General features: G+C 72.4%; 13 protein-coding genes. 8 read left to right on the plus strand and 5 right to left on the minus strand.

Annotation, left to right across the window (positions count from 1 at the left end; genetic code table 11):
* Positions 1-37 precede the first annotated feature (37 nt).
* Complete coding sequence (locus OQ02_RS34720; RefSeq protein ID WP_033442897.1) at positions 38-1,378, minus strand: helix-turn-helix domain-containing protein; 1,341 nt, start codon at positions 1,376-1,378, stop codon at positions 38-40.
* Positions 1,379-1,530: 152 nt separating this feature from the next.
* Between OQ02_RS34720 and OQ02_RS34725 the strand changes: the two genes are divergently transcribed.
* A complete protein-coding gene (locus OQ02_RS34725) occupies positions 1,531-2,283 on the plus strand; it encodes an EI24 domain-containing protein (RefSeq protein ID WP_081916155.1) in 753 nt (250 codons plus the stop codon).
* Here OQ02_RS34725 and OQ02_RS34730 read toward each other — a convergent pair.
* On the minus strand, positions 2,276-4,225 hold the full coding sequence (locus OQ02_RS34730) for a beta-propeller domain-containing protein (protein WP_033442898.1): 1,950 nt from the start codon (positions 4,223-4,225) through the stop codon (positions 2,276-2,278). The two genes, OQ02_RS34725 and OQ02_RS34730, sit on opposite strands and share 8 nt — an antisense overlap.
* Positions 4,226-4,383: 158 nt before the next feature.
* On the opposite strand from OQ02_RS34730, the gene OQ02_RS34735 reads away from it, so the two are divergent.
* From OQ02_RS34735 to OQ02_RS34745, 3 genes are all read left to right on the plus strand, one after another.
* Positions 4,384-4,758: an FKBP-type peptidyl-prolyl cis-trans isomerase gene (locus OQ02_RS34735; protein WP_033442899.1), complete on the plus strand. Its 375-nt coding sequence runs from the start codon at positions 4,384-4,386 to the stop codon at positions 4,756-4,758.
* Positions 4,759-4,943: 185 nt separating this feature from the next.
* Positions 4,944-5,534 (plus strand): YbaB/EbfC family nucleoid-associated protein, encoded by a 591-nt coding sequence (locus tag OQ02_RS34740; RefSeq protein ID WP_033442900.1) that lies wholly within the window; start codon positions 4,944-4,946, stop codon positions 5,532-5,534.
* A gap of 60 nt (positions 5,535-5,594) precedes the next feature.
* Positions 5,595-5,897, plus strand: coding sequence for a type VII secretion target (locus OQ02_RS34745; protein ID WP_033442901.1), 303 nt, complete (start codon positions 5,595-5,597; stop codon positions 5,895-5,897).
* On the opposite strand, the gene OQ02_RS41620 is transcribed toward OQ02_RS34745, so the two are convergent.
* Positions 5,881-6,243 (minus strand): hypothetical protein, encoded by a 363-nt coding sequence (locus tag OQ02_RS41620; RefSeq protein WP_051773155.1) that lies wholly within the window; start codon positions 6,241-6,243, stop codon positions 5,881-5,883. The two genes, OQ02_RS34745 and OQ02_RS41620, sit on opposite strands and share 17 nt — an antisense overlap.
* A 24-nt stretch (positions 6,244-6,267) precedes the next feature.
* Entirely contained in the window at positions 6,268-7,014 is a 747-nt protein-coding gene (locus OQ02_RS41625; protein ID WP_156077495.1) for a hypothetical protein, read from the minus strand.
* A 1,330-nt stretch (positions 7,015-8,344) separates the two neighbouring features.
* On the opposite strand from OQ02_RS41625, the gene OQ02_RS41630 reads away from it, so the two are divergent.
* The 3 genes from OQ02_RS41630 to OQ02_RS34760 all read left to right on the plus strand — a co-directional run bounded on the left by OQ02_RS41630 (position 8,345) and on the right by OQ02_RS34760 (position 11,576).
* On the plus strand, positions 8,345-10,183 hold the full coding sequence (locus tag OQ02_RS41630) for a hypothetical protein (RefSeq protein WP_051773157.1): 1,839 nt from the start codon (positions 8,345-8,347) through the stop codon (positions 10,181-10,183).
* 3 nt (positions 10,184-10,186) lie between these two features.
* Positions 10,187-10,534, plus strand: a complete 348-nt coding sequence (locus OQ02_RS34755) for a toxin-antitoxin system YwqK family antitoxin (protein WP_051773158.1) — start codon at positions 10,187-10,189, stop codon at positions 10,532-10,534.
* 175 nt (positions 10,535-10,709) lie between these two features.
* Complete coding sequence (locus tag OQ02_RS34760) at positions 10,710-11,576, plus strand: hypothetical protein (RefSeq protein ID WP_033442902.1); 867 nt, start codon at positions 10,710-10,712, stop codon at positions 11,574-11,576.
* On the opposite strand, the gene OQ02_RS34765 is transcribed toward OQ02_RS34760, so the two are convergent.
* Entirely contained in the window at positions 11,560-12,693 is a 1,134-nt protein-coding gene (locus OQ02_RS34765; protein WP_197043631.1) for a glycosyltransferase 87 family protein, read from the minus strand. The genes OQ02_RS34760 and OQ02_RS34765 overlap by 17 nt on opposite strands.
* Before the next feature lie 212 nt (positions 12,694-12,905).
* Here OQ02_RS34765 and OQ02_RS34770 point away from each other — a divergent pair, with 212 nt between their 5' ends.
* Complete coding sequence (locus OQ02_RS34770; protein WP_033442903.1) at positions 12,906-13,490, plus strand: hypothetical protein; 585 nt, start codon at positions 12,906-12,908, stop codon at positions 13,488-13,490.
* Positions 13,491-13,625: the final 135 nt, after the last annotated feature.

A 13,625-nucleotide genomic window follows, 5' to 3' on the forward strand; every position in this document is an offset into this window, starting at 1 on the left:
CGGCCGCGCCGTACCCGGAAGTCGCATGGGGACCGGTTCAGCGGAGGTCGCGGGCCAGCTCCGCGACGTCGGGCGCGCCTTCCCACGAACCGAGCCTGCCCAGTTCGCGCACCACCAGCGCGGACCTGCTGGAACGGGCGTTGTCGAGCGCTTCGTACGCCAGCACGGCGGCGTGCTCCCGTTCACCGGCCATGGCGTGCGCGTGGGCGAGCTTGGCGGTGTGCACGCCCTGCTCCCACGTGCACAGCTGCCGCCACACCCGGTCCTGGACGTCCTGGTAGACCTCGATCGCCCGGTTCGGCTTGCCCAGCGCCAGCCAGCTCGCCGCGCGTTCCATGTCGAACTGCTGCGCGGTGGCGCAGTAGCCGATCCGGTACTCGTCGTCGGTGCGCGGCTCCACCCGCTCGAACTCGGCGCGCGCCTCGTCCAGCCGGTCCATGCAGGACGCCTCGTCTCCCGCGCCCGCCAGGCCGCGCGCCTCCTGCCGCAGCGCGAGGGCGCGCACCACCGGGCTCAGGTCCTGTTCGCGACGGGCCGCGCGGGCCAGGCCGACCACGCGGTCGGCGTCGCCGTCGGCCTCCGCCAGCTGGGACATCCGCACGTAGGAGTAGGAGACGACGTCCCGGTTGTCCGCGGCCTGACCCTGTTCCAACGCACGGGCCGTCCACTGGATCGCGCCGCGCGGGTCGCCGAGCTCGTCGTGCAGCCAGCCGACGAACTCGGCGTAGGTGGCGGCGATGCCGAGCAGTTCCCGGCGCTGCTCGCCGCGTGCCGACCGGCGCAGCACGTCGATGAAGTCGTACAACCCGCGCGCGGTGGGCATGAGGGCGCGGGAGCTGCGCCAGTTGTGCGCGTCGTTGAGGATGCGGCGCAGCACGCGCAGCCGGCTCAGCGCGTCGTCCGCGACCGGGCCGCCGGACGCACCGCCCCCGCCGAACACGGCCGCCGTGGTGAGCGCCATGAGGGCGTCGACGTCGATGCCGACCACGCCGTTCAGCAGGTCCGCGAAGCCGGGCGCGAGGCGTTCGACGTCGGCGCCGCCCACCGGCAGCGAGTGGTCGGCCAGGCCGAGCAGGTGCGCCGGGATGCCCAGCAGGCGCTGCATCGGCCGCAGCACGCGCAGGTCGTAGGAGATGTTGCTGCCGGACTCCAGCCGTGAGATGGCCGACTGGGAGAACCCGGCGAGCGAGCCGAGTTCGTCCTGCCGCAGCCCGTGCGCCCGCCGTGCCACGGCCACGACCGCGCCCGGCGTCTGGTTGCGGACCGCCTCGCGCACCTCGCGGCTCTCCCACAGCGACCCGGGCAACGGCGGCAGCGGCGCCTGCGGGACCACCACCGCGGGCCGCCCCGCGCCCGGGTCGGTGCGATCGAGTGCCATACCAACCCCCTTCCTGGCAGACCCAGCATCCTGGCACCGCTCCCAGAACCGCGCGACCGCCGTTATGGGGGTCACGCGGCCGTTGCGGGCTTTACGTGGCCGTTGCGGGGTCACGTGGCCGGCCGCGCGGATATGCTCCGCCGGTGATCAGGGTGATGCGGGACTTCTCGACCGGTGTCGGACTGCTCGGGCAGGGTTTCGGGTTGGTGTTCCGCTCGCCGAAACTGCTGCTGATCGGCGCGATCCCGGCGTTGCTGACGACCGTGCTGCTCATCGGCGGCGCCGTCGCGCTGGCGGCCTACATCGACGACATCGCCGCGTGGGCCACGCCGTTCGCCGACGACTGGAACGAGGCGGTGCGGGCGGCCACCCGGTTCGCCGCCGGGTTCTCCATCATCGGCGCGTTCATCGCGATCGGGCTGCTGCTGTTCACCGCGATCACGCTGATCATCGGCGGTCCGTTCTACGAGCACATCGCGGAAACGGTGGAGGACACCCACCTCGGCGGCGTGCCCGAGGCCGACCAGGCGAGCTGGGCGAAGTCCGCCGCGGTGGGCATCCGGGACGCGGTGATGCTCGTCGGCCTGGCGATCCTGTGCGCCATCCCGCTGTTCGCCGCCGGGTTCATCCCGGTCATCGGGCAGACCGTCGTCCCGGTGATCGCGGTGTGCGTCAACGCGACGCTGCTCGGCATCGAGCTGACCGGCATCCCGTTCACCCGGCGCGGCCTGAAGCTCCGCGTCCGGCGGCAGGTGCTGCGCAAGCGGCGGGCCGTCACGCTCGGGTTCGCCGTGCCCACCTACCTGCTGTGCCTCATCCCGTTGGCGGCGCTCGTGGTGCTGCCGGCGGCGATGGCAGGCGGCACGGTCCTCGCGCACCGCCTGCTCCACGACCAGATCAGGTAAAAGGCACCCACGACCGGGTCGCCAGCCCGTCGATCCGGGTGACCTGGATCCCGGCCGCGGACACCGTCCACAGGTCGTCGCCGATCACCAGTGCCCGGCGGATGCCCGGGTCGTAGGTCGACGCCTCGTGCCGGACCGTGCCCAGCGCGGTGAACGCGCCGTCACCCAGCCTCAGCACGAGCAGCCCGCTGGACGTCGGCTCGACCGGCTTGCGCCCGACGGGCACGTCCAGCACCGGCAGCAGGACCAGGTCGCGGGCCGGCCAGTACAGGAACGCGTGCGGGTCGAACTCGACCTCGGAGTTCGCGCCCGGCAGGTGGTGGCCCGCGACCTTGGTCGGCGCGGCCGGGTCCGACACGTCGAACAGCGACACCTGCGTGCCGGTGGTCCGGCCCTGCCCGGTGGCCTCCTGGCCGACGCCGATCAGCTTCCCGTCGCCCGCCGGGTGCAGGTACGCCGAGTAGCCGGTGATCTTCAGCTCGCCGACCTTGCGCGGTTTGGCCGGGTCGGACAGGTCCAGCGTGTAGAGCGGGTCGACCTGCCGGAACGTCACCACGTACCCGACCGGGCCGACGAACCGGACGCTGTAGATCCGCTCGCCGACGCCGAGCCCGTCGACCTTGCCGACCTCCTGGAGCTTCGCGCCGTCCCGCTTCAGCACGGTGACCGAGCTCTGCGTCGCGGGCTCCGCCTCCGGGATGCCGGGCGCGTCGGCCGACGTCGTCGCCACCCGCAGGTGGCCTTCGTGCTCGGACAGCGAGTACTGGTTCAACAGCACGCCGCCGACCTGGCCGGACGCCACGTGCTTCGGCGGTCCCTGCTGCGAGATGTCGAACTGGTGGATCGCGGTGGTCGACGGGGTGTTCCGCGCGGTGCGCGTCATCGGCCGCAGGTGGTGGTCGTCGGCCACGTAGAGGGACGTTCCCGTGCCGTAGACGGTGTCGCCGTCGGCCAAGATCGTCACGGCGTCGCCGGTGCCGAGGTCGCCGGGGAAGTCGAACGTCAGCACGGACAGCATGGACGTGCCCGAGTGCTGCTCGGGGCGGCTGACCCGGTCGCACGCCACGAGCGCGCCCTCGGATCGGGAACCGTCGGCGGAGGTCAGCTCGTAGCGCGGGAGCCAGTCCCCGATCGGCGCGGTGACGATGAGCGCCCGGTTCTTGATGAGGGATTCCGCCTCGGTGCGCTCCTCCGTCGGGTACACCCACGGCAGCCGCGGCCCCGAGTGCACGACCACGCGCACCACGCCGTCGACCTGGCGGGCGTCCACGTACCGGCCGTCCACGGTGAGCGTGTTCAGGACGCGCGGCTCGGCGGTGAGGTCGACCAACGTCACCGCCGCGCCCTCGGCGTACGGCTCGTGCGGGCTGTCGACGGCGATGCGGTGCCCCGCCACGCCGCCCCCGCCGCCGACGACGAGCGCGCGGTCCTCGTGCAGCAGCAGTTGGGAGGCGTGGCCGCCGGGCACGTCGAGCGTCCCGGTGATCCGGCGGGTGGCGACGTCCAGCACGCGCAGCTTGCCGTCGGCGACCGTCACGACCCGCTTGCCGTCGGTCTTCACCAGGTCCGGCTCGTCCACCCCGGCCTCGTGCGTGTTCGTCGTGGAGTGCTCGGGCGCGTCGGCCGCCTCGGGCGCGCTCTTCGGCGTGCCCGCGCTCGAATCGGCGCTCGCCCGGGAATCCGTGGTGACCTCGCCGTGCGCCCTCAGGAAGCCGGAGCCCAGCCCGTACACGCCGACGTGGGGGCTGATCGCGTCGCGCAGCTCCGCCAGGGCCGTGTCGCAGGTGTCGAACGCCACCAGTTCGACCGGCACCGCCTCGATCGGCGGTGTGGTCCGCCACTCGTCCACCACGGCGGGCACGGCCGACGCCGCGCTCACCCCCACCACCAGTGCGGCACCACCGAAAAGCGCCGCCCGTGAACCCCAGGGCCGTCTCGTCATGTCCAGAGGACGGGACGAAGTGGCCGAACGGTTGCGCGACCCCGGGTCCGGTGTGAGGGGCGCGGGCCGGTCGGCCCCGCGAACCGCGACGTGATTGAGTAGGCCAGGACCTTGCCCAACGCCCCCGTCCGGGGGCGGAACGACACAGGAGAGTCAACATGGCCCCGAGCAAGCCCGTGGTCGAGCCGTACGAGGGCGCCCCGCCCGCCGACCTGGTGATCGAGGACATCACCGTCGGCGAGGGCACCGAGGCGGCGCCCGGTCAGCTCGTGAACGTGCACTACGTCGGTGTGTCGCACTCGACCGGCGAGCAGTTCGACGCCTCCTGGGACCGCGGCGAGGCGTTCAGCTTCCCGCTGGGCGCCGGGCGCGTCATCGCCGGCTGGGACCGCGGTGTCGCGGGCATGAAGGTCGGCGGCCGGCGGAAGCTCGTCATCCCGGCCCACCTGGGCTACGGCGACCGCGGCGCGGGCGGCGTGATCAAGCCCGGTGAGACGCTGATCTTCGTGGTGGACCTGCTCGGCGTGAACTAGCGGTTCCGCCACCAAGGCTCGTGGACGGCCGTCGCCGAGTGCGCGGCGGCTGCCCCGCCCTCCCGGCCCGGTTCGCTTCCGGTCGCAGAAACCGACGGCCGGACGGAACCGGGCCGTTCACCATCGCGTCATCCTCAGAGGACCGACCAACCGGCGTCAACGCCGTCATCGAGGGGAAAGCCGCCGTGCCCGAGGACATCGGTGCCTCCGAGCGGATGCTCGGCCAGTGGCAGCAGAGCATCCAGGAGAAGGCCGAGCGCTACCAGGAGATGGCCACCCGCGTGCAGGGGATGACCATCTCCGAGTCGTCGCGGGACGGCTCGGTGCGGCTCACCATCGGGTCGAACGGCATCCTGACCAACCTGGAGATCGCCGAGTCGGCGAAGGACAAGCGGATGGCCGAGGTGTCGGCCGAGGTGATGCGGACGTTGCAGCGGGCGCAGGCGCGCATCCCGGAGCTGCTCCAGCAGGCCATGGCGGAGACCATCGGCACCCAGGACGAGACGGCCAACGTCCTGTTCGACGAGGCCAAGCGCAACTTCCCCGCCCCGCCGCACGAGGACGTGCCGCCACCGCCGACGGTCGGCCGTGAGATCCGGTTCGGCATCGAGGACGACGACACGCCGCCCACCGCGTCGCGGCCCGCTCCGCCGTCGCAGCCGTTCACCCCGCAGCCGTTCAGCCCGCCGCCGCCCGCGCCGCAACCACCGCCGCGCAGGCCCGCGCGCAGGCCGGACGAGGACGACGACTTCGACGGGCAGTCGTTCCTCTCCTAGCCGCCCTTGCCCCGTCCCAGTCCAGTCTTCCAGTCCTGACCAGCCTTCCAGGGGGATCGCATGGCCGGTTTCGAGATCGTCGCGGAGACCCTCGACGCGCACAGCAAGCAGTTGGACGACCTGGGCGCGCGGTTGCAGGGCGCGGTGGACGCGGCGAAGACCGTCAGCATGCCGACCGACGCGTACGGCATCATCTGCCAGCCGTTCCGGATGATGCTCGACCCGGTCGAGCAGTGGGGGCTGGACGCCCTCCAGGGCGCGGTGGAGGCCATGGAGGCCGCCGGGAAGTCCGTCAAGGACACCGTGAACCAGTACCAGGAGATGGAAGACGCCATCCGCGACAGCTTCAAGGCCGGTGGGTGATGGCGGGGGAGAACCCGCTGGTCGCGGCACCACCGGCCGAGCCGGGCGGTTTCGTCAACGCCGGTACCGGCGACAACGGTTGGGCGACGGGGATTTCGATCGCCGAGTCCGCGATGGACACGTTCAACGGGGTCAAGGACGGGAACTGGGTCGAGGCCGGCCTGGGGATGGTCGGGTTGGCGGCCGACGCGGCGGCCATGGCGATCGACCCGTTCGGGACGTTGTTGTCGTCGGCGGCGTCGTTCCTGATGGAACACGTGCAGCCGCTGAAGGACATGCTGGACTGGCTGGCCGGTGATCCGCCGGTGATCGAGTCGTACTCCACGACGTGGAACAACGTGGCCACGGAGTTGGGGAAGATCGCGGAGGACTACAACAGCTCCGTGCGGTCGGGCACCGAGGGGTGGACGGGTGCGGCGGCGGACGCGTACCGGACGAACTCGGCGGTGCACGGGGACGCGTTGACCGGTGCGGCGTCGGCGGCCGGGACCGTGGGCACGGTCGTGGGCCTGATGGGGATGGTCGTCGGGTTCGTGCGCGAGATGGTCCGTGACCTGATCGCGGACCTGGTCGGCAAGCTGATCGCGTGGGTGCTGGAGGCGGTGTTCACGCTCGGGTTCGGGACGCCGGTGATCGTCGCGCAGGCGGTGACGGCGATCTCGAAGTGGGCCGCGAAGATCGCGAAGATCATCCAGGACCTGTTGAACACCATCAAGAAGGTCTCGCCGATGCTGAAGCGTCTGGTCGAGGTCTTCGAGAAGATCATGAAGGTGGTCGGGAAGCTCGCGGGCAAGGCCACCGGGGGCGATCCGACCGACGTGCCTCCGCCGACGACCCGACCGACCCGGGACTCCGGCACCCCGGACACCGACGTGCCACCGCGCGGAACCCCGGCAGGCACCGGCGGCCCGAGTGCCGGGGGTAACGCCCCGTCCGGCTCCAGTCCCACGACGAACGGCCCGGCGCCCGGCGGAAACGTCCCGTCCAGCACCACCGGCCCCGGCGGCAACAGTCCCGGCAGCAGTAGTCCCGGCAGCAGCGGCCCGAACAATGGCGGCGGCGCCCCCAACTCCGGCGGCCCCGGAGCCGGCAGCCCCGGAGCCAGCAGTCCCGGCAACGGTGGTGGCCCTGGTGGTGGCCCTGGTGGTGGCGGCAACTCTGGCAGTGGCAGTGGCAGTGGCGCACCGACAACGCCGCCCCCATCGAGGCTGGACCAGACCTCGGCCTCAACCGCCGCAACCCCGGACGCCCCACCGCGCGCGGACCAGCCGAACGCGCCCGCTCCGTCCCGTGACCCCGGCTCCACCCCGCAGACCAACCAGCCCGCAGCCGCTCCCGGCGGCGCACCGGCAGGTGGTGGCGCGCCCGGCGGTGGCGCTCCGGGAGGTGGTGCGCCCGGAGGTGGTGCCAGGCCAGGAGCCGGCGGCGGCTGGACCGGCACTCCCGGTAGCCCTGCTGCGCCCAACACACCCAGCGCGCCCACCGGCCGAGGCGACCTCGGACCGGGCGGACCAGGCTCAAGGGGTCCGGAAAGCCCCAGGCCGTCCTCTTTCGGCCCGTCGAGCACCGGCCCCAGCCACGCGGGTCCTTCCCACAGCGGTCCCGCACCGACTGGCCCGTCACACGCCAGCGGGCCACCAAGCGGCCCAGGCCACAGCGGTCCGGCAGGTTCCGGCCCGGCACACACCGGTCCCGGCGGCGGCCCTTCGCATGCGGGCCCAGGAAACGGTCACGCCCCCAACGGTCCGCGCGGCAACGCCCCCGGACAGCCGGGCCCCACCCACCCCAGCGCCAGCCCTAACTCCCCGTCCCACAGCGGCCCCGGCAACAACGGTCCCTCGCACACCGGACCCGGCAGCACAGGCCCCTCGCACACCGGCCCTGGCAACAACGGGCCGTCACACAGCGGTCCCGGCAGTACAGGCCCATCACACAGCGGTTCCGGCAACAACGGTCCCTCGCACACCGGACCCGGCAACAACGGGCCGTCACACACCGGACCAGGCGGCACGGGTCCGTCACACAGCGGACCGTCGAACGCGGGGTCGCCGCAGCACCGCGGCGGGCCTCAGGGCGGTCCGTCACCGAGCACCCACCCGGACAACGCCCGTCCCCGAGGCGGCGACGGGCCAGGCGGTCACCCGAACTCCCCCGACCGCCCGAACCCCAACGGCCCAGGCCCCCACAACCAGCCGAGCCCGCACCCCGGCTCGCCACAACCACCCCACCGCAGCCCGGACGGCCCGCCACCTCAGCACCGCAGCCCGGACGGTCCTCCCCCGCCGCGCCGCGACCCGGCCGGGGGCGCCCACCGCGCCCCCGACGGCCCGCCCGCACCACGGCGCGACCCTGACACAGGCCCACAACACCGACGCGACCCGGACAGCGCCCCGCCCCCGCGCCGCGACCCCGACAGCTGGACACCGCCGCGCCGCGACCCGGACGGCATGCCCAGTCCCCGTCGCGACCCGGACGGCACCCCGCCATCCCGTCGCGACCCGGACGGCACCCCGTCATCCCGTCGCGACCCGGACGGTCCGCCCAGCCCTCGTCGCGACCCGGACTCCGGCCCGCAGCACCGCCGCGATCCCGACACCCCACACCGGGACCAGGACGGCGGCCCCAACGACCGCCCGAACGACCGCACCGGCAACAACTCCGACCAGCCGAACTCCGACCGTCCCGACGGCACCCATCCCGACGGCAGCCGCTCCGACGGCACCCACCCGGACAGCAACCGACCGGATGGCGATCGCACCGAAAGCGACCCAGCCGACGGCGACCGCACGGACGGCACCGGCGCGGACGGGCCGGACATCGACGACGCGCACGCGCGCCACGGTGAGACCACCCCCGCCGGCATCTCCCACCACCGCGGCGACCCCGACATGGGCGACCTGCCCCACCGCGTCCCGGCCGACCCCCGCTACTTCACCGCGGACGTCCACATCACCCCCGACGGCCGCGCCCGCATCGGCAACCACACCTACACCCCCGAGCAGTACGGCGACCTCCTCCGCCGCAACGGCTGGGACGGCAAGACGCCCATCCGCCTCATCGGCTGCGACGCCGGCACCAACAACTTCGCCAACCGCCTCTCCACCCACACCGGCGCCGACGTCCTCGCACCCACCAAACCCGCCTGGACCGACTCCAACGGCCGCGTCTACACCAGCGACGCCGAGATCGGACCCGACGGCAACCGCCAGCCCAAGATCCCGCCCAACGGCGAGTGGAACACCCACCGCCCGGACGGCACCTCCGGCAAGGCGAGCGACGACGGCTTCGCCCCCGGCACCGACAAGTCCGACAAGCAGGACCTCGACCCCACCGACGCCCGGGACCGCGGCGACGACGGCACGGACCCCGCCGACCGGACCGACGACGAGCACCCGCACAAGCCGCCGTCGGCCTCCGATCCCCGCGAGCCGTCCGAGTTCCCCGACCCCGTCGACCCCGGTCCCGCGCCGGACACCCGCGAGCCGGACTTCGAGCAGGACCGGTCGCGCGGCTCGATCGTCGAACAGGTCGACGTCAACGACCCCAAGCGGGTCACGACGAAGGACGGTCTGATCGAGACGATCGACGGCAAGCCGGTGAAGGAGTACGTCGAGGACCTGTCCAAGGCGCGGGCCGCGCACAACGGCGGCCCGGCCAACCGCGACAACGGCCCGTTCGGCGCGGTCGCGATCGACCGGCGCACCGGGTTGATCACCGAGGGCGTCAACGGCCAGGACTTCGACGTCATCGCACCCGCGAACCTGCACCCGTTGCTGCGCGAGAACTTCCGCGACATGGACGAGTGGCAGCACCCGGTCATGAAGAACGAGACCGACCGGCAGCAGATCCCGGTGCTCGGCGAGGACGGCAAGGCGTTGAAGGACGCCGACAACCAGGTCATCCGGGAGGATTGGGTCCTCCAGGGCCAGGTGCACCAGGATGTGCCGCTGCGGCACGCCGAGGTGAAGGCGGCCAACGAGTTGCTGTGGGCGCGCCAGCGCGACCACGAGATCGAGTGGCGCAGGCAGCACGGCCCGGACTCGGACCCGCCGCCGCTGAGCCGGCAGGCCCTCGAAGACATGCGCTTCGACCCGCGGCACCTCCAGGACCAGTACCGCAAGATCGACGGGCAACGGACGCAGGTCGGCCACATCGGCGATCCCGGTCCCGCGTGCGGCAACTGCAACGTTATCCTGCGGGATGTCGGCAGTTATACTGGCAGGCTGCAATTCGCGCCTTTCGACTACCGGTCCCGCGGCAGTCTCATCCCCCCAGTAACGGAATGACGAATGCGAATCGACCTTAACGACACGTACGTCGACGAGACACAGCGCGTCTTCTACGAGGACGAATTGTTCACCGGTGAGCTCGAGCACCGGGACGCGGACGGCAACCTGCTGGAACTGGCCAACTACTACGAGGGCGTGACGCACGGCGTGCAGGAGCAGTGGTACCCGAGCGGGGAGCGGAAAGTCCGGGGCATCAGCAAGATGGGGAAGGCCGTCGGCGACTGGTACCAGTGGCACCCCGACGGGCGACCGGCCATGCACCGGACGTTCAACGACAACGGCTGGCCGCTGCACGTCAAGCGGTGGGATGCCGAGGGCAACCTCGTCCAGGACCAGAAGTTGAGTTGAGCCGACCCGGCCTGCCCGCGAGCGCGGTGCTCGAAGAACGGTGCTCGAGAACGGCGCTCGACAATACGGCCTACTGGCCTGACCGGCGGTCGCACCCGACCGGACCACGTCGTCGTGTTGTGGCCGTTAAGATCAGCGGCACGTGTCCGGGGGGAGCCGAAGGGGTGTTCGACGCATGAGCCAGCCAGCCACACCGCTTTCCGAGCAGGAGCAGAACCAGCTCGTCAAGCAGATCGGCCGCGCCATGCTCCCCGCGCTCCCACCGGGCTGGCAGCGGATCCGGGCCGAGTACCGGGCCGCGGGTCGGCACGTCGAGGTGGACCTGGCGTTCGCCGGACCGGACGGCCAGTGGCGTCCGGTGCGACCGCCGATGGAGGTGGTCCAGCTGTTCGGCCGGCTCCGCACCGGGATGTACGAGCCGGTCCGCGGCACGTGGCTGAGCGCCGTGTACGAGATCGAGGCGCCGGCGGCGTTCTCGGTCGACTTCAACGCCGAGGACGAGCCGCGCTGGCGCAACGCGCCGCCGCTGATCGGTTTCCAGGACGAGCTGCGCACGTTCCCCCGCCACGACGAGCGCATCCCGGAGTGGCTGCGCCAACGGCTGGGTCTGCCCCCGCTGCCGACGCCCGTCGAACCGGAGCCGGAGCAGCCCGCCGCACCCGTCGGGCAGGACGGCGAGCTGCGCACCGCCCACGTCTACGACGGCCGGGACGAGGAAGGCCGCCCGGTGGTCAACCGGCAGGCGATCGACCGCCAGCTCGGCGACGCCCTGCTCACCTACTTGGAGGGCGCGCCGGTCGTGCTGGCCGCGCGCGACCTGGACGTGGACGAGTTCGTCCCCGCCGACCGGGACGTGCCGCTGAACTTCCGCACCGACGGCGCCTGGATCTGGGCCGGCGCCGTGCCGCACTACCTGCGCAAGCACGGCCTCCCGCCGGAGCCCGACCTGGTGGAGCACATCGTGGCCCGCGGTTTCCGGCTCGACGAGGTGGACGACGCGACCCGTGAACGCGCCGTCGCGATGATCACCGGCGGGGTCTGACCAGCACCACCAGCACGGCGACGCCGACCCACACGTAGGCGTTGCCGACGAGGTGCTGCCACCACGTCCACTGCAACTCCAGGTCCTTCTCGTGCGGCAGGAACCACATCGGCGCGACCAGGAACAGCAACGCCGGCAACCCGGTCCACACCCGCGACCGGTACGCCAGGTAGATCAGGCCCGGCGCGATCCACACCCAGTGGTGCGTCCACGACACCGGCGACACGAGCAGCCCGCCGACGGCGACCGCGAGCAGTGCGGCCACGTGGTCGTCCTTGGCGCGTGCGACGGCGACCCACACCAGCGCCACCACGCCGAGGCTGAGCAGCCCCCACACGGCGGTCTCGGCGAGCCCGGTGAGCCCGAGCCGGTGCACCAGCCCGCGCAACGACTGGTTGCCGACGTACGCCAGGCCGCCCACCCGGCCGGGGTCGAGCAGCGACTCGAACCAGTACTGCTTGGTGTCCGTCGGTGCGGCGGCGAAACCGGCCAGCCCGAACCCGACGAACGACGCGAACGCCGTCACCACTGGCTTCCACTGGCGGCGGGGCAGGAAGAACAGCACGAAGATCGCGGGCGTGAGCTTGATCGCGGCGGCCACGCCGATCAGCAGGCCGCGCGGCCACTTCGTCTTCGGCAGCAGGCAGTCGAGCGCGACCAGCCCCATCAGCAGCAGGTTGATCTGGCCGAAGTCGAGCGTTTCCCGGACCGGCTCGAGCACGAGCGACCCGGCGGCCACGCCGAGGCCGACGAGCACGGCGCGTTCGCCGACGCCGTGCACGTGGCGCGCGGTGGCCAGGCAGACGACGGTGAGCAGCGCGAGGCCGAGACCCGTCCACACCAGCACGGCCGCCGACCACGGCACGACCGCGAGCAGCGAGAACAGGACGGCGGCGATCGGCGGGTAGGTGAAGGGCAGCGCGGGCCCGTCCAGCGGCTTCGGGAAGCCTTCGGCGTACAGGCGCACGCCTTCCAGCCACGCCTCGCCGCCGACGCGGTACACCCGCAGATCGATCAGCCCGGTGCCCGACCGGATGAGGACCACGGCGAGCGCGACGGCCATCACCGCCACCCACACGCCTACGACCCGCTTGTCCGTGCGAACCGGCACAGCCACCGAACACCCCCGATGTGTCTTCCGCGGCATCGTAGCCGGCGGTCCGGACCGGCCCGGGACACCGTGTGCCGAGGCACCGAGTGAGGTCGACATCACCGTGCCCCACCTCGTTCGTTTACGTAGGGTGGCGGAGTGTGCGCACACAGTCGAGGACTTCGGACGATCGGGTTACCTGGGCGCACAAAAGCGCACGCACGGGATACCCTGTGCGCATGAGTCCCGCCCTGGAGTCGGTGTTGGCCAAAGCAGGCCTCCAGGTCACCCCCGATGAATTCCTGTCGCTGGTGGCCGACGCGGCGAAGAAGCTGGCGCCGCCACACCCGGACCCGGCGAGCTACTTCCCACCGGACCAACGCGACGCGCTGGTCGAGGTGGGCCTTGACCTGAGCCCGCACCGCATCACCGACGACCGGGGACGCGCGCGGACCGTGGTGGCGCACGCCGTGCTGCGGGACTCGGCGCTGACCGTGGCCGAGGCCGCCCGTCAGCTGGGCGTGGACACCAGCCGCATCCGGCACCGGCTGGGCGTCGGCCGCCTGGTCGGTTGGAAGGACCGGGGCAGCTGGCGGTTGCCCGCCTGGCAGTTCGCCGGCGGTGGCGTGCTGCCGGGGCTGGAGGCCGTGCTGGCCACCGTGCCCGCGGACCAGCCCGCGCTGGTGGTTGCCGGTTTCATGACGACCGAGCAGGAGGACCTGGTGGTGGACGGCAAGCCGACGACGCCGCGCGAGTGGCTGCTGGCGGGCGGTGAGCCGCGCCGGGTGACGGCGCTGGCCGCGCAGCTCGGCACACCCGCCTGACCCGACCGCGACGACACCGACCGGACGACACCGACCGCGAAGGACGGACCGCGAGAACACACCGCGCGACACCTACCGCGACGACACCGAACTGCGACAACAGCGAACTGCGACGACCCCGAACCGCCGACGACA

Origin of the sequence: Saccharothrix sp. NRRL B-16314 (assembly GCF_000716595.1) — a bacterium.
Classification (GTDB): domain Bacteria; phylum Actinomycetota; class Actinomycetes; order Mycobacteriales; family Pseudonocardiaceae; genus Actinosynnema.